Annotated in this window: 24 protein-coding genes and 1 riboswitch; of the genes, 14 read left to right on the top strand and 10 right to left on the bottom strand. The window is 51.5% G+C overall.

From position 1 onward, the window contains the following. The first annotated feature begins 21 nt into the window (after window positions 1–21). The 3 genes from ltaE to OGY68_RS22575 all read left to right on the top strand — a co-directional run bounded on the left by ltaE (window position 22) and on the right by OGY68_RS22575 (window position 3,575). Complete coding sequence (gene ltaE, locus OGY68_RS22585) at window positions 22–1,023, top strand: low-specificity L-threonine aldolase (protein ID WP_286617518.1); 1,002 nt, start codon at window positions 22–24, stop codon at window positions 1,021–1,023. A 10-nt stretch (window positions 1,024–1,033) separates the two neighbouring features. Continuing rightward, entirely contained in the window at window positions 1,034–2,464 is a 1,431-nt protein-coding gene (locus OGY68_RS22580; protein WP_048216410.1) for an SDR family oxidoreductase, read from the top strand. Between the two features lie 97 nt (window positions 2,465–2,561). Then, window positions 2,562–3,575, top strand: coding sequence for a 3-beta-hydroxysteroid dehydrogenase (locus tag OGY68_RS22575; protein WP_003834312.1), 1,014 nt, complete (start codon window positions 2,562–2,564; stop codon window positions 3,573–3,575). A 100-nt stretch (window positions 3,576–3,675) separates the two neighbouring features. Here the strand turns inward: OGY68_RS22575 and OGY68_RS22570 are convergent, their stop codons facing one another. The 4 genes from OGY68_RS22570 to cspE all read right to left on the bottom strand — a co-directional run bounded on the left by OGY68_RS22570 (window position 3,676) and on the right by cspE (window position 5,442). Beyond that, the gene (locus tag OGY68_RS22570) at window positions 3,676–4,506 is read right to left on the bottom strand and encodes an N-acetylmuramoyl-L-alanine amidase (RefSeq protein ID WP_008785229.1); all 831 of its coding nucleotides are present in this window, start codon (window positions 4,504–4,506) and stop codon (window positions 3,676–3,678) included. Next, window positions 4,503–4,826 (bottom strand): heavy metal-binding domain-containing protein, encoded by a 324-nt coding sequence (locus OGY68_RS22565; RefSeq protein ID WP_001160725.1) that lies wholly within the window; start codon window positions 4,824–4,826, stop codon window positions 4,503–4,505. The genes OGY68_RS22570 and OGY68_RS22565 overlap by 4 nt, the downstream gene beginning before the upstream one ends. 204 nt (window positions 4,827–5,030) lie before the next feature. After that, entirely contained in the window at window positions 5,031–5,219 is a 189-nt protein-coding gene (ymcF, locus tag OGY68_RS22560; protein WP_071692589.1) for a cold shock small protein YmcF, read from the bottom strand. Window positions 5,220–5,229: 10 nt separating this feature from the next. Next, entirely contained in the window at window positions 5,230–5,442 is a 213-nt protein-coding gene (gene cspE / locus OGY68_RS22555; protein WP_057067279.1) for a transcription antiterminator/RNA stability regulator CspE, read from the bottom strand. 520 nt (window positions 5,443–5,962) lie between these two features. Here cspE and OGY68_RS22550 point away from each other — a divergent pair. The 7 genes from OGY68_RS22550 to yegS all read left to right on the top strand — a co-directional run bounded on the left by OGY68_RS22550 (window position 5,963) and on the right by yegS (window position 11,595). Further along, window positions 5,963–6,478 (top strand): lipoprotein, encoded by a 516-nt coding sequence (locus tag OGY68_RS22550; protein ID WP_286617515.1) that lies wholly within the window; start codon window positions 5,963–5,965, stop codon window positions 6,476–6,478. A gap of 225 nt (window positions 6,479–6,703) precedes the next feature. Continuing rightward, window positions 6,704–7,432: an arginine ABC transporter ATP-binding protein ArtP gene (gene artP, locus OGY68_RS22545; protein ID WP_003027295.1), complete on the top strand. Its 729-nt coding sequence runs from the start codon at window positions 6,704–6,706 to the stop codon at window positions 7,430–7,432. A 16-nt stretch (window positions 7,433–7,448) separates the two neighbouring features. Further along, the gene (gene artI, locus OGY68_RS22540) at window positions 7,449–8,180 is read left to right on the top strand and encodes an arginine ABC transporter substrate-binding protein ArtI (protein WP_003027298.1); all 732 of its coding nucleotides are present in this window, start codon (window positions 7,449–7,451) and stop codon (window positions 8,178–8,180) included. Window positions 8,181–8,186: 6 nt separating this feature from the next. After that, on the top strand, window positions 8,187–8,903 hold the full coding sequence (artQ, locus tag OGY68_RS22535; protein ID WP_003027301.1) for an arginine ABC transporter permease ArtQ: 717 nt from the start codon (window positions 8,187–8,189) through the stop codon (window positions 8,901–8,903). Continuing rightward, on the top strand, window positions 8,903–9,571 hold the full coding sequence (artM, locus tag OGY68_RS22530) for an arginine ABC transporter permease ArtM (RefSeq protein WP_003840185.1): 669 nt from the start codon (window positions 8,903–8,905) through the stop codon (window positions 9,569–9,571). The genes artQ and artM overlap by 1 nt, the downstream gene beginning before the upstream one ends. A gap of 261 nt (window positions 9,572–9,832) precedes the next feature. Then, complete coding sequence (gene artJ, locus OGY68_RS22525) at window positions 9,833–10,564, top strand: arginine ABC transporter substrate-binding protein ArtJ (RefSeq protein WP_003027308.1); 732 nt, start codon at window positions 9,833–9,835, stop codon at window positions 10,562–10,564. 131 nt (window positions 10,565–10,695) lie between these two features. Next, window positions 10,696–11,595: a lipid kinase YegS gene (gene yegS, locus OGY68_RS22520; RefSeq protein ID WP_048215937.1), complete on the top strand. Its 900-nt coding sequence runs from the start codon at window positions 10,696–10,698 to the stop codon at window positions 11,593–11,595. A gap of 20 nt (window positions 11,596–11,615) precedes the next feature. Here the strand turns inward: yegS and fbaB are convergent, their stop codons facing one another. Then, entirely contained in the window at window positions 11,616–12,668 is a 1,053-nt protein-coding gene (gene fbaB, locus OGY68_RS22515) for a class I fructose-bisphosphate aldolase (protein ID WP_003834421.1), read from the bottom strand. A 252-nt stretch (window positions 12,669–12,920) separates the two neighbouring features. Between fbaB and OGY68_RS22510 the strand changes: the two genes are divergently transcribed. From OGY68_RS22510 to OGY68_RS22500, 3 genes are read left to right on the top strand one after another with little or no spacing between them, the layout of a single operon-like run. After that, on the top strand, window positions 12,921–14,198 hold the full coding sequence (locus tag OGY68_RS22510; RefSeq protein WP_043016917.1) for a nucleoside permease: 1,278 nt from the start codon (window positions 12,921–12,923) through the stop codon (window positions 14,196–14,198). Continuing rightward, window positions 14,195–15,199, top strand: coding sequence for an ADP-ribosylglycohydrolase family protein (locus OGY68_RS22505; protein WP_057068853.1), 1,005 nt, complete (start codon window positions 14,195–14,197; stop codon window positions 15,197–15,199). Before OGY68_RS22510 ends, OGY68_RS22505 begins: the two co-directional genes overlap by 4 nt. Continuing rightward, the gene (locus tag OGY68_RS22500) at window positions 15,196–16,161 is read left to right on the top strand and encodes a PfkB family carbohydrate kinase (protein ID WP_057068850.1); all 966 of its coding nucleotides are present in this window, start codon (window positions 15,196–15,198) and stop codon (window positions 16,159–16,161) included. Before OGY68_RS22505 ends, OGY68_RS22500 begins: the two co-directional genes overlap by 4 nt. On the opposite strand, the gene OGY68_RS22495 is transcribed toward OGY68_RS22500, so the two are convergent. From OGY68_RS22495 to thiM, 3 genes are read right to left on the bottom strand one after another with little or no spacing between them, the layout of a single operon-like run. Further along, window positions 16,135–16,881, bottom strand: coding sequence for a GntR family transcriptional regulator (locus tag OGY68_RS22495; protein ID WP_057068848.1), 747 nt, complete (start codon window positions 16,879–16,881; stop codon window positions 16,135–16,137). The two genes, OGY68_RS22500 and OGY68_RS22495, sit on opposite strands and share 27 nt — an antisense overlap. Window positions 16,882–16,923: 42 nt before the next feature. Beyond that, window positions 16,924–17,724, bottom strand: a complete 801-nt coding sequence (thiD, locus tag OGY68_RS22490; protein WP_057068846.1) for a bifunctional hydroxymethylpyrimidine kinase/phosphomethylpyrimidine kinase — start codon at window positions 17,722–17,724, stop codon at window positions 16,924–16,926. Beyond that, window positions 17,721–18,509: a hydroxyethylthiazole kinase gene (gene thiM / locus OGY68_RS22485; RefSeq protein WP_057068844.1), complete on the bottom strand. Its 789-nt coding sequence runs from the start codon at window positions 18,507–18,509 to the stop codon at window positions 17,721–17,723. Before thiM ends, thiD begins: the two co-directional genes overlap by 4 nt. Window positions 18,510–18,540: 31 nt before the next feature. Next, window positions 18,541–18,636: riboswitch (TPP riboswitch) on the bottom strand. A gap of 240 nt (window positions 18,637–18,876) precedes the next feature. On the opposite strand from thiM, the gene OGY68_RS22480 reads away from it, so the two are divergent. Continuing rightward, window positions 18,877–19,203, top strand: coding sequence for an RcnB family protein (locus OGY68_RS22480; protein WP_032940076.1), 327 nt, complete (start codon window positions 18,877–18,879; stop codon window positions 19,201–19,203). 54 nt (window positions 19,204–19,257) lie between these two features. Here OGY68_RS22480 and OGY68_RS22475 read toward each other — a convergent pair whose 3' ends face one another. Together OGY68_RS22475 and OGY68_RS22470 are read right to left on the bottom strand one after the other, a co-directional pair. Next, the gene (locus OGY68_RS22475) at window positions 19,258–20,268 is read right to left on the bottom strand and encodes a fimbrial protein (RefSeq protein ID WP_057068841.1); all 1,011 of its coding nucleotides are present in this window, start codon (window positions 20,266–20,268) and stop codon (window positions 19,258–19,260) included. 11 nt (window positions 20,269–20,279) lie between these two features. Next, window positions 20,280–22,766, bottom strand: coding sequence for a fimbrial biogenesis outer membrane usher protein (locus tag OGY68_RS22470; protein WP_057068840.1), 2,487 nt, complete (start codon window positions 22,764–22,766; stop codon window positions 20,280–20,282). Between the last annotated feature and the right edge of the window lie 11 nt (window positions 22,767–22,777).

Here is a 22,777-nt window from a genome sequence, read left to right as displayed (position 1 = left end):
GAAGTGTAATAAGGAGACACCATGATTGATTTACGCAGTGATACCGTCACCCGGCCGAGTCGCGCCATGCTGGAAGAGATGATGGCCGCCCCGGTCGGGGATGACGTGTATGGAGACGACCCTACCGTTAACGCCCTCCAGCAATACGCCGCAGAACTTTCTGGTAAAGAAGCCGCTATTTTCTTACCTACCGGTACTCAGGCTAACCTGGTGGCGCTGCTCAGCCATTGTCAGCGTGGCGAAGAGTACATTGCCGGTCAGGGCGCGCATAACTATCTCTACGAAGCAGGTGGCGCAGCGGTGCTCGGTAGCATTCAACCGCAACCTATCGACGCCGCACCAGATGGCTCCCTGCCTCTGGACAAAATAGCTGCAAAAATCAAAGTGGACGATATCCATTTTGCCCGCACCCGCTTGCTCAGCCTGGAAAATACCCACAACGGCAAAGTGCTGCCGCGCGAGTATCTGAAAGACGCCTGGGAATTCACCTGTGAGCGTAATCTTGCCCTGCACGTCGACGGCGCACGTATTTTTAACGCCATCGTCGCCTACGGCTGTGAACTTAAAGATGTCACGCAATACTGTGATTCGTTCACCATTTGCCTCTCCAAAGGCCTCGGTACCCCCGTTGGTTCACTGCTGGTCGGCAGCCACGAGTACATCAAACGCGCTATTCGCTGGCGCAAAATGACCGGCGGCGGAATGCGTCAGGCCGGTATTCTGGCAGCGGCCGGGCTGTATGCGCTGAAAAATAACGTGGCGCGTTTGCAGGAAGATCATGACAACGCCGCCTGGACGGCGGAGCAGCTGCGCGAAGCAGGGGCGGACGTCATGCGCCACGACACCAACATGCTGTTTGTTCGCGTTGGCGAAGAGCACGCTACCGCGCTGGGCGAGTATATGAAAGCGCAAGGTGTGCTGATTAACGCCTCCCCGATTGTGCGCCTGGTGATGCACCTGGACGTATCACGTGAACAACTTGCTGAAGTCGTCGCCCACTGGCGCGCTTTTTTAACCCAATAAGGAGATGGGCGTGCCGCAACGGATTTTGGTTCTTGGCGCCAGTGGCTACATTGGTCAGCATTTGGTACAGGCGCTCAGTCAGCAAGGGCACCAGGTGTTGGCTGCGGCACGTCGCATTGAACGGCTGGAAAAGCAGCAACTGGCCAATGTCAGTTGCCACAAGGTCGATTTGAATTGGCCAGATAACCTCACCCCGCTGCTGACGGGTGTTGATACGGTTTATTATCTGGTTCATGGTATGGGCGAAGGCGGTGATTTTATCGCCCACGAACGTCAGGTCGCGATGAACGTGCGCGATGCGCTGCGTAATACGCCAGTTAAACAGCTTATTTTCCTGAGCTCATTGCAGGCTCCCCGGCATGAACAATCCGATCATCTGCGTGCGCGACAGATAACCGCAGACACCCTGCGCGAGTCAGGCGTGCCAATGACGGAATTGCGCGCGGGCATTATCGTGGGAGCGGGTTCCGCTGCCTTTGAAGTCATGCGCGATATGGTTTACAACCTGCCGGTTCTCACCCCTCCACGCTGGGTACGCTCGCGTACCACGCCTATCGCGCTGGAGAATTTAATGTACTATCTGGTGGCATTGTTGGAAAATCCCACACCACATCACCGCGTCCTCGAAGCCGCCGGGCCGCAGGTGTTGAGCTATCAGGAACAGTTCGAGCATTTTATGGCGGTCAGCGGTAAACATCGCCTGCTCATCCCCATCCCCTTTCCTACCCGCTGGATTTCGGTCTGGTTTTTGAACGTCATTACGTCAGTGCCGCCAACCACGGCCAAAGCGCTGATCCAGGGCTTAAAACACGACCTGCTGGCCGATGACACCGAATTACGTGCGCTGATCCCACAAAAACTGATTGCCTTTGATGACGCGGTGCGCAGCACGTTGAAGGAAGAAGAGAAGCTGGTCAACTCCAGCGACTGGGGTTACGACGCACAGGCGTTTGCCCGCTGGCGTCCAGAATATGGCTATTTCGCCAAACAAGCTGGCTTTAGCGTTGAAACCTCTGCCAGCACAAAAGCGCTGTGGCAGGTTGTGAATCGACTCGGCGGCAAAGAAGGCTATTTCTTTGGCAATATTCTATGGAAGACGCGCGCGGCGTTGGACCTGCTGGTCGGCCATAAGCTGGCAAAAGGTCGTCCCGAACACCCACTATTGCAAGTTGGCGACACCGTTGATAGCTGGAAAGTCATCATCGTTGAGCCGGAGAAACAGCTGACTCTGCTGTTTGGAATGAAAGCGCCGGGACTGGGTCGCCTGAGCTTCACACTGGAAGATAAAGGTGACCACCGACGCATTGATGTACGCGCGTGGTGGCATCCGCACGGTATGCCTGGCCTCTTCTACTGGCTGTTGATGATCCCCGCCCACCTGTTCATTTTCAGGGGGATGGCGAAGCGTATAGCCAAACTTGCAGAACAAATCACAGACTAATGATAAAAAGAGCCTGTATTCTTTCATGTTTCCCATTGCATACAGGCGTAATTCACGGAAGAATGCGCACGACGTTTTTTAAACACAGTGGATTGATATGAAGGTACTGGTTACCGGAGCCACCAGCGGCTTGGGCCGAAACGCGGTTGAGTTTTTATGCAGCAAAGGCGTCAGCGTCAGAGCCACCGGTCGCAACGAAGCGATGGGCAAGCTGCTGGAGAAAATGGGCGCAGAATTTGTGCATGCGGATTTGACCGAGCTGGTTTCTTCGCAGGCAAAAGTGATGCTGGCCGGCATTGACACGCTGTGGCACTGCTCCAGTTTCACCTCTCCATGGGGAACTCAGGAAGCTTTTGATCTGGCCAACGTTCGTGCTACCCGCCGTCTGGGCGAGTGGGCCGTAGCCTGGGGTGTACGTAACTTTATTCATATCTCCTCTCCGTCGCTGTATTTTGATTATCACCATCATCGCGATATCAAAGAAGACTTCCGTCCCCATCGCTTCGCCAACGAATTCGCCCGCAGCAAAGCGGCTGGTGAAGAGGTGATTGCACTGCTCGCCCAAGCTAACCCGCAGACTCGCTTTACTGTCTTACGCCCACAAAGCTTGTTCGGACCTCACGATAAAGTCTTTATTCCCCGCCTCGCCCATATGATGTACCACTACGGCAGCATCCTGTTGCCGCACGGCGGGAGTGCGCTGGTGGATATGACCTATTACGAGAACGCGGTTCACGCGATGTGGCTGGCGAGTCAGGAAGCCTGCGATAAGCTGCCGTCGGGTCGCGCGTACAATATAACCAACGGTGAACATCGCACCCTGCGCAGTATTGTGCAGAAACTTATCGACGAGCTGAATATTGATTGCCGTATCCGCTCCGTGCCCTACCCGATGCTGGACATGATTGCCCGCAGCATGGAGCGCTTAGGCAATAAATCGGCGAAAGAGCCAAAGCTTACGCATTACGGCGTTTCGAAGCTGAATTTTGACTTTACGCTGGATACCAGCCGCGCCCAGGAAGAGTTAGGTTATCAGCCCGTTGTGACGCTGGATGAAGGGATTGAGCGTACCGCGGCCTGGCTGCGCGACCACGGTAAGCTGCCGCGTTAGGCTGATAGCCATTGCAGGGTGGCGGCACAAGCGCCACAAAAACCTGCCAAATTAACCGTAGGCCTGATAAGCGAAGAGCCATCAGGCATTGGTGTCTGCGTTAACCCTGCCCGTATTTCTCCAGTAACGCTTCGGCAATCGCCTGCGTTTCCGCATCCGCCACGCCATTCCACAACGTCGAGCGGAAGTGCATCTGGAACGCCATAATCACCCGCTGCTGTTCACGCGGCGTCATCTCAGGTTTTACCTCATAACCATAGCGTGACAGCAGATCGAGCAATGACGCGGTTTCTACCGGCGTATGGGGCGCTCGTCCGGCGAGATAAAATGCCACACGCTGAGCATCCGGCCATGCGCCAATGCCCTGAGCGGCCAGTGCTTGCCACGGAAACAGCGGACCGGGATCGTCCTTACGCTGCGGCGCAATGTCTGCATGAGCCACCACGTTTTGCGGTTTTATGTCGTAGCGGGCGATGATATCTTTCGCCAATGGGATTAACGCCTGAATCTGCGCGGGCTCAAACGGCGCAAAATACTTGCTGCCCGCTGATTTTTGCCAGCCGCGGTTTTCCAGCTCAATACCAATTGAGGTATCGTTAATACGCGTAGCACCGCGCCAGAAGCTAATCCCCGCATGCCAGGCCAGATCTTTTTCCGGCACCAGTTGCCAGATACGCGGTTTACCATGGTAAAGCGGCGGCACTGCGGGGATCAAATAGTGTGAACTGACGTTTTTATCGGTCAGCGTAGCCAGGGAAGAGTCAAAATCATCGGCCGTGTAATGGATAACCAGTACTTTAATGCGCGGATAAGCAGCCTGGGCCTGACGGCGGGTATCTAACTGATACCCGTCTTTGTCGACAATCCCTTTTTCGCCAGCACATCCCACCAGCAACAGCGTAAATGCCAGCAGACACAACAGACGTTTCATCGGCGAGTTTTCACCGCGGTACCGCTGACGCTCACCATCAGCATGCTACCGTCTTTGCCTACGGTTTCGTAATCGATATCGATACCGACCACCGCATCAGCACCCAGCGCTTTCGCCTGTTCGCCCAGCTCCTGAAAAGCAATTTCACGCGCTTTACGCAGCTCTTTTTCATACGCGCCGGAGCGACCGCCAACAATATCGCGAATGCCGGCGAAGAAATCGCGGAAAATATTCGCGCCTAAAATGGCTTCACCGGTAACAACACCGCAGTACTCCACGATGCTCTGTCCTTCCAGCGTAGGGGTTGTCGAAAACTGCATGGTTAATCTCCTTTTTGTGCTAAGAGCACAATCTCAAAAGCATTATCAAACCAATACACTATGACACTCAAAGGAAAGCCCGCCAAATAAAACTGCTATCCTTGTTGATGTGTAGCGGTTTCAGGTGGTGCGTTTTTTATTTTTATTTGACTGGCATGCCGCCAGAAATAAAAAAGCCCCCAGATGTTTGGGGGCCTGAAGTTATTATTTTCTAAAATCTAATGGCGCCTGGCCGGACTGAATGTACATTGCTACGTTATCAAATGTAATCATTTTTGATTTACAAAAAATACATTTTGCCCCGAACGGATTTCCCTCAGTAACATCAAAGGTTGATGTTCTGTATTGGGAACCATGGCAACATGGACAGCGAAAGTGAATATGATTAGTAATAATAGTTACCTCAAAGCGCCACAACATTAATTGCGGATGGACCTTTAGGTCCCTGCTCCACACCGAATTCGACTTTCTGGTTTTCATTCAGCGTCTTAAACTCATTACTTTGAATCGCTGAGAAATGGACAAAGACATCTTTGCTGTCATCTGCAGGCGTAATGAAGCCAAAACCTTTTTCAGGATTGAACCATTTAACTAAACCAGTCATTTTAGTAGACATATATTTATTCCTTAATTTGAGCCTTTCGGCAAGCTTGGTTTTTATGACAGAAACTTCGTAGTGCTTAATGAAGAGACTCAAAGAGGGGATAAACGGATTACACCTGAAAATGAGAACTGCTTGAGTAAACTACTTTGTATATCGTCTGTTATTCAAACCGACCGGATCATTAACGCACGGGCACCGAGATTAAGCAACTCTTATTTTAGCCATCCGGAGTCCCTTATAGCCAACAACACGGCATGAGTTTTGTTTAGCCAGGCGTAAAGCGCGGCAAATGGAACATGCAAATGCTCAGATGGTCTATACAGTATAAGAAGCATGAATGGCTGCCAACGCCCCGTTGCAGGTTGATATACTAAAGCTGAAGCTGGCAACGAGCGCCACCAACATACTTCAGGTGGGGTGTCCGCGAATTTGCTTTAGCAAAAACAATGTGTTAATCGATCATACAATCTTTAGTGAGACCGAATTGTTCATCGTAGAACACAATTAGTAGGAAGCTTATAAGGAAATCATTATGCGCTATTCGAAACTCTCTCTGCTGGTTCCATGTGCACTACTTCTCAGCGCCTGTACGACCGTGACGCCGGTCTATAAAGATAACGGCACGCGTAGTGGTTCATGCATAGAAGGTGGGCCAGACAGCGTGGCTCAACAATTCTATGATTACCGTATTCAGCATCGAAACAATGATATTACCGCCCTTCGTCCGTACCTGAGCGACAATCTGGCTAAACTGCTGACCGATGCCAGCCGTGATAATGCACACCGCGATCTGTTTAACAGCGATCCGTTCTCCAGTCGCGCTACGTTACCAGACAGCGCCAGTGTCGCCAGCGCATCGACTATTCCGAATAGTGATGCACGCAACATTCCACTGCGCGTAGAGCTGAAACAGGGTGACCAAAGCTGGCGTGATGAAGTGCTGATGATCCGTGAAGGTCAGTGCTGGGTCGTTGATGATGTACGCTATCTGGGCGGCAGCGTACACGCGCCAGCCGGGACGTTGCACCAGTCTGTCGAAAACCGCTAACCGCCCCATTCACCCGCTTAAATCATAACCCCCATAAATTGTCTGGCATTCTGCATAGAATGCCGACATTTATTCTTGCCCACTGGTGACCTCGCTATTTTGTGCTATGTTTAGAGAAGAATGCGGTTTGCATTTAACTTTTAACGCATAAATATTGCATAACTATTCTGTCAAAGGTAGTATCTGCGGCTTCAATAGCTATCAGACTGCCAGTATCGAGTGTCAATGAGTATTCAATTAAACGGCATTAACTGCTTCTACGGCGCACATCAGGCGCTGTTCGATATCACGCTGGATTGCCCTCAGGGTGAAACACTGGTGTTACTTGGCCCAAGTGGAGCCGGGAAAAGCTCGCTGCTGCGCGTACTCAACCTGCTTGAGATGCCGCGCTCAGGCACGCTCTCTATTGCGGGCAACCGTTTCGACTTCACGAAGACCCCGTCAGATAAAGCCATTCGGGATCTGCGTCAGAACGTGGGCATGGTCTTTCAGCAATATAATCTCTGGCCGCATCTCACGGTTGTGCAGAACCTGATTGAAGCGCCCTGCCGTGTGCTCGGTCTGACAAAAGAGCAGGCAATGGCGCGCGCCGAGAAACTGCTGGAACGTCTGCGCCTCAAGCCTTACAGCGATCGTTACCCATTACATCTTTCCGGTGGACAGCAACAGCGTGTAGCCATTGCCCGCGCGTTGATGATGGAGCCGCAGGTGCTGCTGTTTGATGAACCGACCGCCGCGCTTGACCCGGAAATTACCGCCCAAATCGTCAGCATCATTCGCGAACTGGCGGAAACCAACATTACTCAAGTGATCGTCACCCACGAAGTGGAAGTTGCACGTAAAACGGCCAGCCGTGTGGTGTATATGGAAAACGGTCATATCGTCGAGTTTGGGGATGCGAGCTGCTTTGCCAACCCGCAAACCGAAGCGTTTAAAAACTATCTTTCTCACTAAGATTCGGGACAATACAATGAAAAAAGTTCTGATTGCCGCGCTAATCGCAGGTTTTAGTCTTTCCGCTACCGCAGCCCAAACCATTCGTTTCGCCACCGAAGCGTCTTATCCTCCGTTTGAATCTATCGATGCGAATAACAAGATCGTAGGTTTTGACGTTGATCTGGCAAACGCGCTGTGTAAAGAGATTGACGCTACTTGTACCTTCACCAATCAGGCCTTCGACAGCCTGATTCCTAGCCTGAAGTTCCGTCGTTTTGACGCGGTAATGGCCGGTATGGACATCACGCCTGAGCGTGAAAAACAGGTGCTGTTCACCACCCCTTACTACGACAACTCTGCGCTGTTTGTGGGCCAGCAGGGTAAATACACCAGCATCGACCAGCTGAAAGGTAAAAAAGTCGGCGTTCAAAACGGTACCACGCACCAGAAATTCATCATGGATAAACATCCGGAAGTGACCACTGTGCCGTATGACAGCTACCAGAATGCCAAACTCGATCTGCAAAATGGTCGTATTGACGGCGTCTTTGGTGATACCGCAGTAGTAACCGAGTGGCTGAAAGACAATCCTAAGCTTGCCGCGGTTGGTGACAAAGTGACGGATAAAGATTACTTCGGTACCGGTCTGGGCATTGCTGTGCGCCAGGGCAATACCGAGCTGCAGCAGAAATTTAACGCTGCGCTGGAAAAAGTGAAGAAAGATGGGACTTACGAGACCATCTACAACAAATGGTTCCAGAAGTAATATTTGATGAATGAATTTTTTCCTTTAGCAAGCGCCGCCGGGATGACCGTCGGCCTTGCCGTTTGTGCGCTGATCATTGGCCTTGCGCTCGCCATGTTTTTTGCCGTCTGGGAGTCAGTAAAATGGCGCCCGGTGGCATGGGCGGGCTCGGCCCTGGTCACCATCCTGCGCGGTCTGCCAGAAATTCTGGTGGTTCTGTTTATCTATTTCGGCTCCTCACAGCTGCTGCTGACGCTGGCCGATGGCTTTACGATCAATCTCGGGTTTGTACAAATTCCGGTTCAGATGCAGATCGAAAACTTCGACGTCAGCCCGTTCCTGTGCGGTGTCATTGCACTGTCATTACTGTACGCCGCTTACGCATCACAAACGCTGCGTGGCGCGCTGAAGGCCGTGCCACTCGGACAATGGGAATCAGGTCAGGCGTTGGGTTTGTCTAAAGCCGCGATCTTCTTTCGTCTGGTGATGCCGCAGATGTGGCGTCATGCCTTACCGGGACTGGGTAACCAGTGGCTGGTATTGCTGAAAGATACCGCGCTGGTCAGCCTTATCAGCGTGAACGATCTGATGCTGCAAACGAAAAGTATTGCCACCCGCACCCAGGAGCCATTTACCTGGTACATTGTGGCGGCCGCTATTTATCTGGTGATTACGCTGGTGAGTCAGTACATTCTCAAACGCATTGACCTGCGCGCGACACGTTTTGAGCGGAGACCAGGCTGATGCTTGAGTATTTACCTGAATTGTTGAAAGGGCTGCATACCAGCCTGACGCTGACGGTCGCCTCCATCGTGGTTGCTCTGGTGCTGGCGCTGATCTTCACCGTCATCCTGACGCTGAAAACGCCGGTGCTGGTGTGGCTGGTTCGCGCTTATATCACGCTGTTTACCGGTACACCGCTGCTGGTGCAAATCTTCCTGATCTACTACGGACCAGGACAGTTTCCGGCATTGCAAGAATATCCGGTACTGTGGCATCTGCTCTCTGAACCCTGGTTATGCGCCTTAATTGCGCTGTCGTTAAACAGTGCGGCCTACACTACGCAACTGTTCTACGGCGCTATCCGTGCAATCCCGGAAGGCCAGTGGCAGTCCTGCGGAGCGTTAGGGATGAGCAAAAAGGATACGCTGGCGATTCTGTTGCCGTACGCCTTTAAACGCGCCCTCTCCTCGTATTCCAACGAAGTGGTACTGGTATTTAAAAGTACCTCACTGGCTTACACTATCACGCTGATGGAAGTCATGGGCTATAGCCAGCTGCTGTACGGTCGTACTTATGACGTTATGGTCTTCGGTGCGGCAGGTGTGATTTATCTGATCGTCAACGGTTTGCTGACGCTGATGATGCGCTTAATCGAACGTAAAGCGCTGGCGTTTGAACACCGGAATTAAGCATATGCCTGATGGCGCTACGCTTATCAGGCCTACGGTTCATGCACCTTTTGTAGGCCGGATAAGGTGCCAGCACCGCCATCCGGAAAATATGCATAAAGCAAAATAATTAAGACGGACAAGAACATAAAGTGTCCGTCTTTTTTTATACTGTAAAAAATACTTAATCATTTTTATTGCATATAAATTCATTAAATGGCATTGTTACTCCACGCCGCAGACACGGTAATAATCATAAGATTGACAGACGGGAGTTCCACCATGAAAAAGTTAGTACTGGCCGCATTACTGGCTACTTTCGCCGCTGGCGCCTCAGCCGCTGATAAAATTAGCTTTGGTGTATCAGCGACTTATCCGCCATTTGAATCGCTTGACGCGAGCAACAAAATTGTCGGTTTTGACATCGACCTGGCAACGGCGCTGTGCAAACAAATGCAGGCGGAATGTACTTTTACCAATCATGCTTTCGACAGCCTGATCCCCGCGCTGAAATTCAAAAAATATGATGCAGTGATTTCCGGAATGGATATCACGCCCGAGCGTAGCAAACAGGTTGCGTTCACTCAGCCTTACTATGCCAACTCCGCGCTGGTGATTGCCAAAAAAGATACCTATAAAACCTTTGCCGATCTGAAAGGAAAACGCATCGGTATGGAAAACGGCACCACCCATCAGAAATACCTGCAGGACAAACATCCTGAGGTGAAAACCGTGGCCTACGATAGCTATCAGAATGCGATTATCGACCTGAAAAATGGCCGTATTGATGGCGTATTTGGCGATACCGCTGTGGTTAACGAATGGCTGAAAACCAACCCGCAGTTAGGCGTAGCCACTGACAAAGTAACCGATCCGCAATACTTCGGTACTGGCCTTGGCATCGCGGTTCGCCCGGATAACAAAGCCCTGCTGGAAAAACTGAACAGCGCGCTGGCGGCAATCAAAGCTGACGGCACGTACCAGAAAATCAGCGATCAGTGGTTCCCGCAGTAACGTCTGCCCAATCTGAAAAGCCGCGCTCTGCGGCTTTTTTTATCTCTTCCCCTGCGCTTTCAGTCAGTTCTTACGCCATAAACGCTTTCCTGGCATACACTTGTTAAAACGAAAAAAAGTGAGGCAAACGGATGATAGCGTTCCCTGCCAGTTTACTGATCCTCAATGGAAAAAGTGCTGATAATCTCCCCCTGCGTGATGCCATTGCGAAGCTTCGCGATGAAGGCGTGGAAATCCATGTTCGCGTGACCTGGGAAAAAGGCGATGCCCAACGCTACGTTGATGAAGCTCGTCAGCTAGGCGTTGCTACGGTGATAGCCGGCGGCGGTGACGGCACCATCAACGAAGTTTCGACAGCGCTGATTCAGTCGCAGGGTGGCAATATTCCAGCGCTGGGTATTTTACCGTTGGGAACGGCGAATGACTTTGCCACCAGCGTTGGTATACCCGACGACCTTGATAAGGCGTTAAAGCTGGCTATCGCTGCAAATGCGACTGCGATCGATATGGTGCAGGTCAACGATAAAACCTGTTTTATCAACATGGCGACCGGCGGGTTTGGCACTCGCATCACCACCGAAACGCCGGAAAAACTCAAGGCCGCACTGGGCGGTGTATCGTATTTTATTCACGGATTAATGCGCATGGATACGCTCAAGCCCGACATCTGTGACATTCGTGGGGAGGATTTTCACTGGCAGGGTAAAGCGCTGGTGATTGGTATCGGTAACGGTCGCCAGGCCGGTGGTGGGCAACAGCTTTGCCCGACGGCGCTGATCAACGACGGCCTGCTGCAACTGCGCATTTTTACCGGCGAAGAACTACTGCCAGGACTGCTTTCGGCGTTAACGCAATCCGAAGACAACCCTAACATTATTGACGGCGCATCGTCGTGGTTTGATATCCGCGCCCCACACGAAATTACCTTTAATCTCGATGGTGAACCACTCAGCGGACAAGAGTTTCATATTGAAATCCTGCCCGCTGCGCTACGTTGCAGACTGCCACCGGGTTGTCCGCTATTGCGCTAACCCAACGACAATCCGAGGGATCAGGCAATAGTGACTTTGCTGTCCAGATAAACGTCCTGTACGGCGTTAATCAACTTAACGCCGTCGGCCATGGTTTTTTTGAACGCTTTACGCCCCAGAATCAGCCCCATACCACCCGCACGTTTGTTAATAACCGCCGTACGCACTGCATCGCTCAGGTCGGTATCGCCGCCGGCCGCCCCGCCAGAGTTAATTAACCCAGCACGCCCCATATAACAGTTCGCCAGTTGGTAACGCACCAGGTCAATTGGATTCTCGCTGGTCAACTTGGTATAGACGCGATCGTCGGTATAGCCAAAATTAACCGCTTTATACCCGCCGTTATTTTCCGCCATTTTCTGCTTAACGATATCCGCTCCGATAGTGGCAGCCAGATGGTTAGCCTGCCCGGTAAGATCGGCGGAAACATGGTAATCCACGCCATCTTTTTTAAACGCGGAGTTACGCAGATACGCCCACAGCACGGTAACCATACCCAACTCATGGGCGCGCTCAAACGCTGCTGAAATCTCTTCAATCTGGCGGCGAGATTCCTCAGAACCGAAATAGATGGTTGCCCCTACCGCAACCGCACCCATATTGAACGCCTGCTCTACGCTGGCATACAGCGTCTGGTCAAAGGTATTCGGATAGCTGAGCGTTTCGTTGTGGTTAATTTTAACGAGGAACGGGATACGGTGCGCGTAGCGGCGGGAGACAGAAGCCAGCACACCGTAAGTCGATGCCACGCAGTTGCACCCTGCTTCGATAGCCAACTCCACAATATTCTTCGGATCAAAGTACAGCGGGTTAGCGGCAAACGAAGCCCCAGCAGAATGCTCTACCCCCTGATCCACCGGTAGGATCGACAGATACCCTGTCCCGGCAAGTCGCCCCGTGTTATACAGCGTCTGCATATTACGCAGCACGGCAGGCGGCCGGTTGTTATCCACCATCACGCGATCGACGTAATCATGTCCAGGCAGGTAAAGTTGGTCAGAAGGAATGGTCATACAACGATGCTGTAAAAGGCTGTCGGCATCTTTGCCAAGCAACTGCGCAATATCAGTCATAGCTATGCTCCCGTAAGTTCCGGTTTAAAACCGGAATATGGATTGTCCTGACCCGCCTTTTTGCGGGCAGCATTAAGCCTGGTACCGACTGCGCTTTTTTTCCATCTTTAGCGCACTTTTCAGCAACTTCTGCTGGCTCGATTCAGGAAAAAATAATGTTAAGACGGTCAAAGTTTAATCTCAAAGGTATTTTAAAGGTATTACTGAATGGTACTATCAGCGCGTACCTTACCTGTCATGAAGGATTTAAAGATGAAAACTACAGTTAAGCTGTCGTTCATGATGTTTGTAGAGTGGTTTATCTGGGGCGCCTGGTTTGTACCACTGTGGCTGTGGCTGAGTAAAAGTGGCTTTAGCGCCGGGGAGATCGGCTGGTCTTACGCCTGTACCGCGATTGCCGCGATCCTGTCGCCCATCCTGGTCGGCTCTATCACTGACCGCTTTTTCTCCGCGCAGAAAGTGCTGGCGGTGTTGATGTTCGCTGGCGCTATTTTGATGTATTTCGCCGCCCAGCAAACCACCTTCAGTGGATTCTTCCCGCTGTTACTGGCCTATTCGTTAACCTATATGCCGACGATTGCGTTGACCAACAGCATCGCTTTTGCCAACGTACCGGACGTTGAACGTGATTTCCCACGCATCCGTGTGATGGGGACCATCGGCTGGATTGCTTCTGGTTTGGCCTGCGGTTTCTTACCGCAAATGCTTGGCTATAGCGATATTTCACCCACCAATATCCCCCTGCTTATCACTGCCGGAAGCTCCGCGCTGTTGGGCGTCTTTGCCTTCTTTTTACCGGATACGCCGCCAAAAAGTACCGGCAAAATGGATTTCAAAGTTATGCTGGGTCTGGATGCGCTGATCCTGCTGCGCGATAAGAACTTCCTCGTCTTCTTCTTTTGCTCTTTCCTGTTTGCGATGCCACTGGCGTTCTATTACATCTTCGCCAACGGCTACCTGACAGAAGTCGGAATGAAAAACGCCACCGGCTGGATGACACTGGGCCAATTCTCTGAAATCTTCTTCATGCTGGCGTTACCGTTTTTCACCAAACGCTTTGGCATTAAAAAGGTATTGTTGCTTGGTCTTATTACTGCGGCGATCCGCTACGGATTTTTCGTTTACGGCGGTGCGGAAGAATATTTCACTTACGCCCTGCTGTTTCTCGGCATTCTGCTGCACGGCGTCAGTTACGACTTCTATTACGTCACGGCTTACATCTATGTCGATAAAAAAGCGCCGGTCCACATGCGCACCGCAGCGCAAGGGCTTATCACCCTCTGCTGTCAGGGGTTCGGCAGCCTGCTCGGTTACCGTCTGGGCGGCGTGATGATGGAAAAAATGTTTGCTTATCAGGAACCGGTTAATGGTCTCACCTTTAACTGGGCTGGCATGTGGGGATTTGGCGCGGTCATGATTGCCGTCATTGCCGTGATGTTTATGATTTTCTTTCGCGAATCAGACAAAGAAATCACCGCCATTAAGGTGGACGATCGCGATGTAGCGTTGAAACAAGGGGAAGTAAAATGAAAGCAGAACGTATTCTCGGTGCTCTTTATGGGCAGGCGTTAGGGGATGCGATGGGCATGCCGTCGGAACTGTGGCCAAGAACCCGGGTAAAAGCACACTTCGGTTGGATCGACCGTTTTTTGCCCGGCCCTGCGGAAAATAATGCCGCCTGCTATTTTAACCAGGCGGAGTTCACTGATGACACGTCCATGGCACTGTGTCTGGCAGATGCCCTGCTTGAGTGCGACGGCGAAATTGTGCCAGACGTTATTGGTCGCAATATTTTGGCCTGGGCCGAGCAGTTTGATGCTTTTAATAAAAACGTGCTCGGCCCGACCTCGAAAATTGCGTTGAAAGCTATTCGTGACGGTAAACCGGTCGCCGAACTGGAAAACAACGGCGTGACCAATGGCGCGGCAATGCGCGTTTCCCCGCTGGGATGCCTGCTGCCCGCCCGCGATCTTGATGCCTTTATCGATGATGTAGCCCTGGCCTCCAGCCCAACGCATAAATCGGATCTGGCTATCGCGGGAGCCGTTGTCGTCGCGTGGGCGGTATCGCGCGCCATCGACGGAGGAAAATGGTCAGAGATTGTCGACGCGCTACCTGCCATTGCCCTGCATGCGCAGCAAAAACAAATCACCACCTTTAGCGCATCGCTTTGTGCACGCCTTGAACTGGCGCTGAAAATCGTCCGTAACGCCGATGGCGTCGAGTCCGCCAGCGAGCAGTTGTATCAGGTTGTGGGGGCAGGAACCAGCACCATTGAGTCCGTTCCTTGCGCTATCGCCATGGTTGAGCTGGCACAGACCGATCCTAACCGCTGCGCCATTTTGTGCGCTAACCTCGGCGGCGATACCGACACCATCGGGGCGATGGCAACCGCCATTTGTGGTGCATTACATGGCGTGAGCGCGATCAACCCAGCATTGAAGCAGGAATTGGACGCGGTGAATCAGCTGGACTTTACCCACTACGCCAACGGGTTAATGCGACTGCGCGAGCAGCGGGAGGCGCTATGAGCAACACGCATCTGCAACAACTTCTCTCGCAGTTACGTACACAGCGGCCAGTAACGGTGGTGGGTGCGGCGGTGATTGATGTCATTGCCGATGCGTATGCCCTCCCCTGGCGCGGCTGTGACATCGAGCTCAAGCAGCAAGGTGTTAACGTTGGCGGCTGCGCACTCAATATCGCCGTCACGCTTAAGCGTTTAGGTATCGATGCCTGCAATGCTCTACCACTGGGTCAGGGAGTGTGGGCCGACATTATCCGCAACCGGATGGCAAAAGAGGGACTGCACAGCCGGATCGACAATGCCGAAGGCGATAACGGCTGGTGTCTGGCGCTGGTGGAGCCGGATGGCGAGCGTACCTTTATGTCTTTTAGCGGCGTTGAGAATCAGTGGAATGCCGCCTGGCTGGCACAGCTGGATATCCCGCGTCATAGCCTGGTGTATCTGTCGGGTTATCAGCTAGCGTCCCCGTGCGGTGAATTGCTGGTGCAGTGGCTGGAAGGCCTGGATGAGGTGACACCATTTATCGATTTTGGCCCGCGCATCGGCGACATTCCCGAGCCCTTACTGGCAAGAATTATGGCCTGTCGTCCGCTGGTGTCACTTAATCGTCAGGAGGCGGAAATTGCTGCCGAGCGGTTTGCATTAAGTCAGGATGTGGAAGGTTTTGGCGCAGAATGGGTGCAGCGTTTCACCGCACCGGTGGTCGTGCGTCACGATAAAGACGGCGCATGGTATTTCAGCGCACAGACATCTGGCTGCGTACCGGCATTTGCAACGGCGGTCGTTGATACTATCGGCGCAGGTGACAGCCACGCTGGCGGCATGCTGGCTGGGCTGGCGTCTGGCTGGACGCTGGCCGACTCAGTGCTGTTAGGTAACGCGGTGGCGTCCTGGGTAGTTGGACATCGCGGCGGCGATTGCGCCCCGTCACGCGAGGAGCTACTCCTCGCACACAAAAACGTATAGATCGCTACGACAGTAACTGATGCTGTATTCAATAGGCCGTTGCTGCTGGTCAAGCGCTACCTGCTTGATCACCAGTACCGGCACTTTGCTATCCATTTGAATGTGCGCCTGGAACTCTGCGTCAGGCATTCTGGCGCTAACACGTGAGCGCGTGCGCTGCGGGAAAATATGCTGGTTACGAAAATAGTCATACAGCGAAACACCGATGGCATCCACGTCATGAATTAGATGTGCGGGTACCCAGGACTCTTCAATAGAGACTGCGTCTTCGTCAACGTAACGAATGCGTTTGAGCAGGAAGACATCACTCCCTGCGACAACAGCCAACTGCTGTGCCACCTCTTCCGGGCAAGGCACAATTCTTTTGTTAACCCACAACGTATCCGGTTTTTTACCGCGCAACACCACCTGCTGAGAAAAACCGCGCGCTTCTTTAAGCGAATACTCGAAGATATTGTTAATTTGCGTTCCGTAACCGCGGGCACGTGTTACTACACCTTCTTCTTCCAGAGCCTGCATCGCCTTGCGTACCGTAATCCGAGAAACGCCGGTCAACTGGCTGAGGTCGCGCTCGCCGGGCAGGATATTGCCGTGCTCCAGGATCCCACTGCGCACAGCATTCTTCACCGTCTGCGCAAATTTCATATACAGCGGCGTGTTATCCGCCGCTGAAATACGTTCATTCAGTTGTGCGATAAGCTGGGTATGCGCTTGTTCCATTTATCTTTTTCCTGGCCGCCGTTTCTGCAGCCAGTATACCCATTACCACCACGCGTGGAAATGATGCACCGGACCGATTCCTTCGCCAACTTCCAGCGTGTCGGCCTGTGCCAGCGCCGCTGAAAGCCACAGTTTGGCTTCCTGTACGGTATCGGCCCAGTTGTTATGGCGCGGACGCAGGGCTGCCAACGCCGCCGATAGCGTACAACCGGTGCCATGGGTATTTTTGGTCATCACCCTTGGTGCGGTAAAACGCTGCTCACCATCGCGCGTAAAGAGCCAGTCGGGGCTTTGTGCACCATCCAGATGACCGCCCTTCATCAACACTGCCTCGCAGCCCAGCGCCCGTAGCGCCCTTCCCTGCTCTAACATCTCCTGCTCAGTCTGCGCATGCGATGCCCCGAGCAGTGCAGCAGCTTCGGGTAAATTAGGGGTGATAATTGAAACCTGCGGCAGCAAACGGGTACGCAACGTTTCTACCGCCGAGGGCGACAGCAACGGATCGCCGCTTTTCGCCAACATCACCGTGTCCAGCACCACATTTTGTACTCGATGGCGACGTAAACGTTCGGCAACAGCTTCGACAATATCCGTCTCAGCCAGCATACCGATTTTAGTCGTATCAATACGCACATCATTGAACACAGAATCCAACTGCGCGGCGACAAAATCAGGTTCAATGCGATACACCGACTGCACCCCACGCGTATTTTGCGCCACCAACGCCGTGATAACGGAACAGCCGTAAGCGCCCAGCGCCGAGAAGGTTTTTAAATCAGCCTGAATACCCGCGCCACCGCTTGGGTCGGTTCCGGCGATCGTTAATGCGTTAATCCGTTTCATGCTTGCTCCTGGGCGTTCAGGTTATAGAGGGCGTCGAGAAATGCCGGGACAAAGCTGCCCGGTCCGTTTGATTGTTGTGTGGCTATTTGCCCGGCCTGTTTCATCCAGCTACAGGCGGAGGCGACGTTATCAAGTCGGTCACCACGTAAAGCGCAACTGGCCGCAACAACCGCTGATAGCGCGCATCCGGTGCCCACCACGCGAGTCATCAACGGGTCACCACCGTCCACGCAAACGGTACGCTGACCATCGGTGACGTAATCCACTTCGCCGGTAACCACGACAATGGTCCCAATCTGACGAGCCAGCGCCTGCGCTGCCGGAAGCGCAGCGACAGCCGTATCGGTTGTATCCACGCCGCGTCCCCCACCGTTCATGCCGGCCAGAGCAAGTATTTCCGAAGCGTTGCCACGAATAGCCGCAGGCTGTAGTGACAATAATTCCAGGCAGAAGCGCCGGCGAAACACAAGCGCGCCTACGGCAACGGGATCGAGCGTCCACGGGGTTTTAGCATGATGAGCCTGCTCAACTGCGGCACGCATCGCCGTGGCCCGTTCCCGAGTTAAGGTGCCGACATTAACCAGCAATGCACTGGCAATAGCGGCGAATTGGCTGGCTTCTTCAGGCTCGATCACCATCGCAGGCGATGCGCCCAGCGCCAGTAACGTATTGGCAGTAAAGCTTTGCACGACCTCATTGGTCATACAGTGTGTGAGCGGGGATAAGGTTCTAAATTGGTGCAAAGTGTGAGCCGCGAGCGCGCGGCTGTGCAGGTCAGGCTGCATGGTTCAGCTCCTGCCCGCGCGAAGAAGGGACACGAGCAGTGTCAGACTTCCCTACGCTGGCATTATCCAGATCAGGTGGTACGGGTATTTCTCAGCCTTCACCAGAAGGGCACCCCGAGTCGTTGAAACACAAACGTAATACGCTGGTTTCAGTAACAGGATACTGCCTGTGCTTAACGATGTAAATTGGCGCACTCCCCACTCCCGCAGTGAAACTACTGGTCAAGGTTGCTGCAATTCTGTACTTTCATTTACACTTTTTACGAAATGACTGGAGTGATCACAAAATAGTGCTTGTCAGACATCCGGTATGCCAGGAATGATACATGACTGATTTTGATGACCCGAAGAGGTAGAGAGGATGGGTATGAAGAAGAAAATGTTGCTGGGCGCGCTGTTGCTCGTAACCAGCACCGTCTGGGCCGCGCCTACAGCTACTGCTGCCGCAAAGGGTATTGATCAATATGAGCTAAAAAGTTTTATTGCCGATTTTACCCATTTCAAACCCGGTGACAAAGTTCCACCACTGTATCTCACCAGCGAATACACCATTAAGCAGTGGAATCTGCGCAACCTGCCCGCACCGACGGCAGGCACCCACTGGACCTACATGGGCGGCGCTTATGTGCTGGTCAATGATGCCGATGCTAAGATCATTAAAGCCTACGACGGCGAGATTTTTTATCATCGATAATAAAATAAAAACACGTACTTTCAGCAAGAAAGTACGTGAAATACTGCAAATCAATTAGTCATAAGATACTGCAAATATGACTTTACTTTGTACCTCACCTGGTCGTAAAGATTCTCCTGTCACGCGAACATATTTCGCAGTGATAGGGAAAATGTACTGATTATTGATTGTTTCCAATTTAGCTATTCTGTTCATCAGAGTATTCCCCAGTTTTAGGGGAGTAGTCGCGGTGCCGTTATATATCTGGAACCCCACCCCTTTTGCGCCATTCGTTATCGTATTATTTAGTATTTTCCCGCTTTCATCCCAGTCACCGCGAACCACCTTAAAACTCACGGGATTGGTAGTGACATTGTAAACACTGTTGCAATTTAGTACCAAATTTGTAGACCCTGATTTAGTATTGTTTGCGCTTAACATTTCGTTTAACGTCGTATCCGGCATTTTGATTTCATATGTCGGCTGAGAGAAACGACAGGTTGTTGGTTTGTGTATGACTGTAAACGTCAAATGTTGTGAGTAAGCATTACCACTATTCAATAATCCTAATGCCGAGCAAAACCACCATGCTATAATATTCGAATTACAGGAATTATCAGATAAAAAATTGACTGCGGGCTGAGATAATCCAAACGAGTTCCCATACACTATTTCACCACTATCTGAACTATATGTGGTTGGTGCCACATATGATGCCTCAATAGACATTTTTTTATTATTAATAACATCATTTACCGTGTAATTTTTAGGTGAAAATAAAGACCCATTTGTATCTACTGGAAAACCTGTACCTGTAAGCGTCAATTTAATAAAAATGCTCTTACCAGCAGCGGAGTCCTTCATTTCAACAATATAATCCTTCAAATTTGTTGCATAATACATTTTATCGCCTGTCGAGTTACAGTCGAATGTCCCTTGGAGATTAGGATTGAAACTCACTGTTGTTGAACCCGTGGTCAAATCCAATGTAATTGACTGTGTCGCGCTCGGACTTCCTTTGGGGGTACATTTAGCCTGCCCCAAAAAAGGGAACAACAGTAAAATTAAAAACCAATACTTCTTCATAAACGGATCCCTTATCGGCAAATATAAACTTTATTCTCATCAATTGCCTTATCGAAGGTAATCGTACAGAATTGTCCCTGTTGTTTATTAACTGCGACGCGTACCGAGGTAGGAATATCGTTAGTACGAATAAATAACCGGCTACCCTGCCCCACCAGGCCAACATTATTACCAATATCATCTTCCACTTCATAACCGAACGATAACGGAGAGCCGTCCGGACGCTCAGCAATGAAGAACCAGGGTTTACGCCTATCGGTTTCAAACTCCGTCATCACAACCGCGCCGCGATAAGGCACTGCGCCTTTGCGATTGCCAAGCAAGGCGACATCGCTATTACTGTCGGAAAGATCCAGCACCAGCATATTCTCACGATACGGCGTCAAACTGTCGTAAACCGCGTAACCTTTGCTGTTGGTTGTTAAATAACGATGCCCCTGCACAGCTGCCCCCTGCAATCCAGGCGCTTTGATAATGGCGAATGTATCTGAAAGCCGAGGAGCTAACGCAACACCATCTGACCATACCACTAAACCCCCCTGAATATTGCCGCTGGCCTGTTGATACTTATTCGATTGGCTGTAACTACCGCCTACAGTCGCAACTGGCGCGCGCCAGACCAGGCTACCACCCGCTGTTGTCTCATTCCCCTGTCGTTGGTGACTGAGATTGGCACCATAGCTGAATTGATTGCGATTACCCGCCACCCCGCTTAAGCTGGTGTTGTTCGATTGATAACCATCGTCATCAAACGTCGTTGAGTTAGAGACAAACAGATCGCGTCGAGGAGTTGAAATACCGTCACCCCACGAGAACGGGATGGAGATATACAGGTTAAAACGTTTATCCTCGTGGTTGTCCTCATCATAGGTCTGGCTGACGGACAAGGTATAGCTGACACGCTGCCAGGCGTTCGAGTAGCTCAGCTGATAATCTTTGCCGGTTCCACTGCGCTGCCAGTAGTCGCGCCACAGGCCGCTGACGGCCAAGGATCCCCAGTTTTCGGGTAATACTTGATTGATATTCAGCGAAAAGCTGTTCTTTCGGCCAAAGTCATTTTGATAGTAGTCTGCAACGTCATAAACATCATTTTCATCGCGGTCATAGTGATTTTTGTTATTCGCCCATACGTAGTCATTAAAGGTACGATAATCCCGCGAGGAGTAACGAAAAGCTGCCAGCGCAAACTGCGTGCCGGTCTGTGCGACATACTTGTTCCACGCAACCTGATAGCTCTGGCCATCAAATACATCGCCATTGTCTTGCTCGCTATGCGATCGCGTGGCATCTACCGATACCGCGCCAATGGGTGTATTCCAGCCGGTCCCGAGTACAAACGAGGTATAGTTTTGTGACAGCATTGTACCGCCATAGACCGTTAGCAGATTGTTCAAGCCATACTGATAGCTGCCTTGCAGGAAATCATACTGATTGCCAGCCCCCTCAATATGACTGCGCCCCGCAGCAAAATCATATTTCGATACGCCCGACTGCAGCATATTCGGCACAGATGAATAAGGCACCAGATAATGAGATACCGAACCGTCGGCCTCTTTCACGCTCACATCTAAGTCCGCACCGCCGCCGGCGAGTTGCAGATCATCAATTGCAAATGGGCCTGGCGGAACTTCTTTCTGGTAAATAACAAAGCCGTTTTGTTCGATAGTTACCAGCGCGTTACTCTGGGCAATCCCACGGACTACTGGGGTAAAATTCTGTTTTGAGTTCGGTAACATTTGCATATCGCGCCAGATACGCACACCGCGAAAACGTACCGCATCAAAGATATCCGAGCCGGTATACATATCCCCAGTACGTAGCGTGCCAAGTATTTGCGGTATACCTCGCTCCATATATAGGGTGTTGCTTTTCCAATTGCCACTACCCTCATTACCTTTGGTATAGTTGGCATTTGAGTGCAACTGCCATCCTAGTAGGTTCAACCCACTATTCAGGCTCACATAACTACTTTTATCATCGCCGCCGTGTTTATAACTACTGTAATACTGGCTGGCATAATAAGAGGTATAAAAAGCGTTAACACCGCGATCCCAAGTTTCAGGCGGCATATATCCTGGCTCATATTCAAGCACATACGCCTGCGGCACGCTTAAGTTCAGAATAAATTGCCCAATATCATAACTAACACTACCTCCCTGTACTGCTTCACGTAGCGGCACGCACTCCTCTTTTTTATCTGTTTTAATATTCCCGGTGCGAATACCAATCTGCTGCAATTGTGTCCATGATAAACATGTCGCATCAGGATCGGCTTTGATATTAATATCGTACCGACCGCGCCACTGGTTATTAAGATAAATATCCATTTCATATATGCCGGGCATTGGCTTATCACCATCAATTTGATAGCGAGAGATTTTCTCACCGTTCAAACCACCGATCATAAAGTGGGTATCAAATGTGTCTTCTTCAGCCCATGTGGATGAAGTGACCAACACCGACAGGATTGCCAGTGTAATGGAATTTATCTTTAACATAATCAGTCCTT

The organism is Citrobacter sp. Cpo065 (assembly GCF_030332805.1).
GTDB classification, from domain to species: Bacteria; Pseudomonadota; Gammaproteobacteria; order Enterobacterales; family Enterobacteriaceae; genus Citrobacter; species Citrobacter portucalensis.
This window is presented reverse-complemented; position numbering and strand designations above follow the sequence as displayed.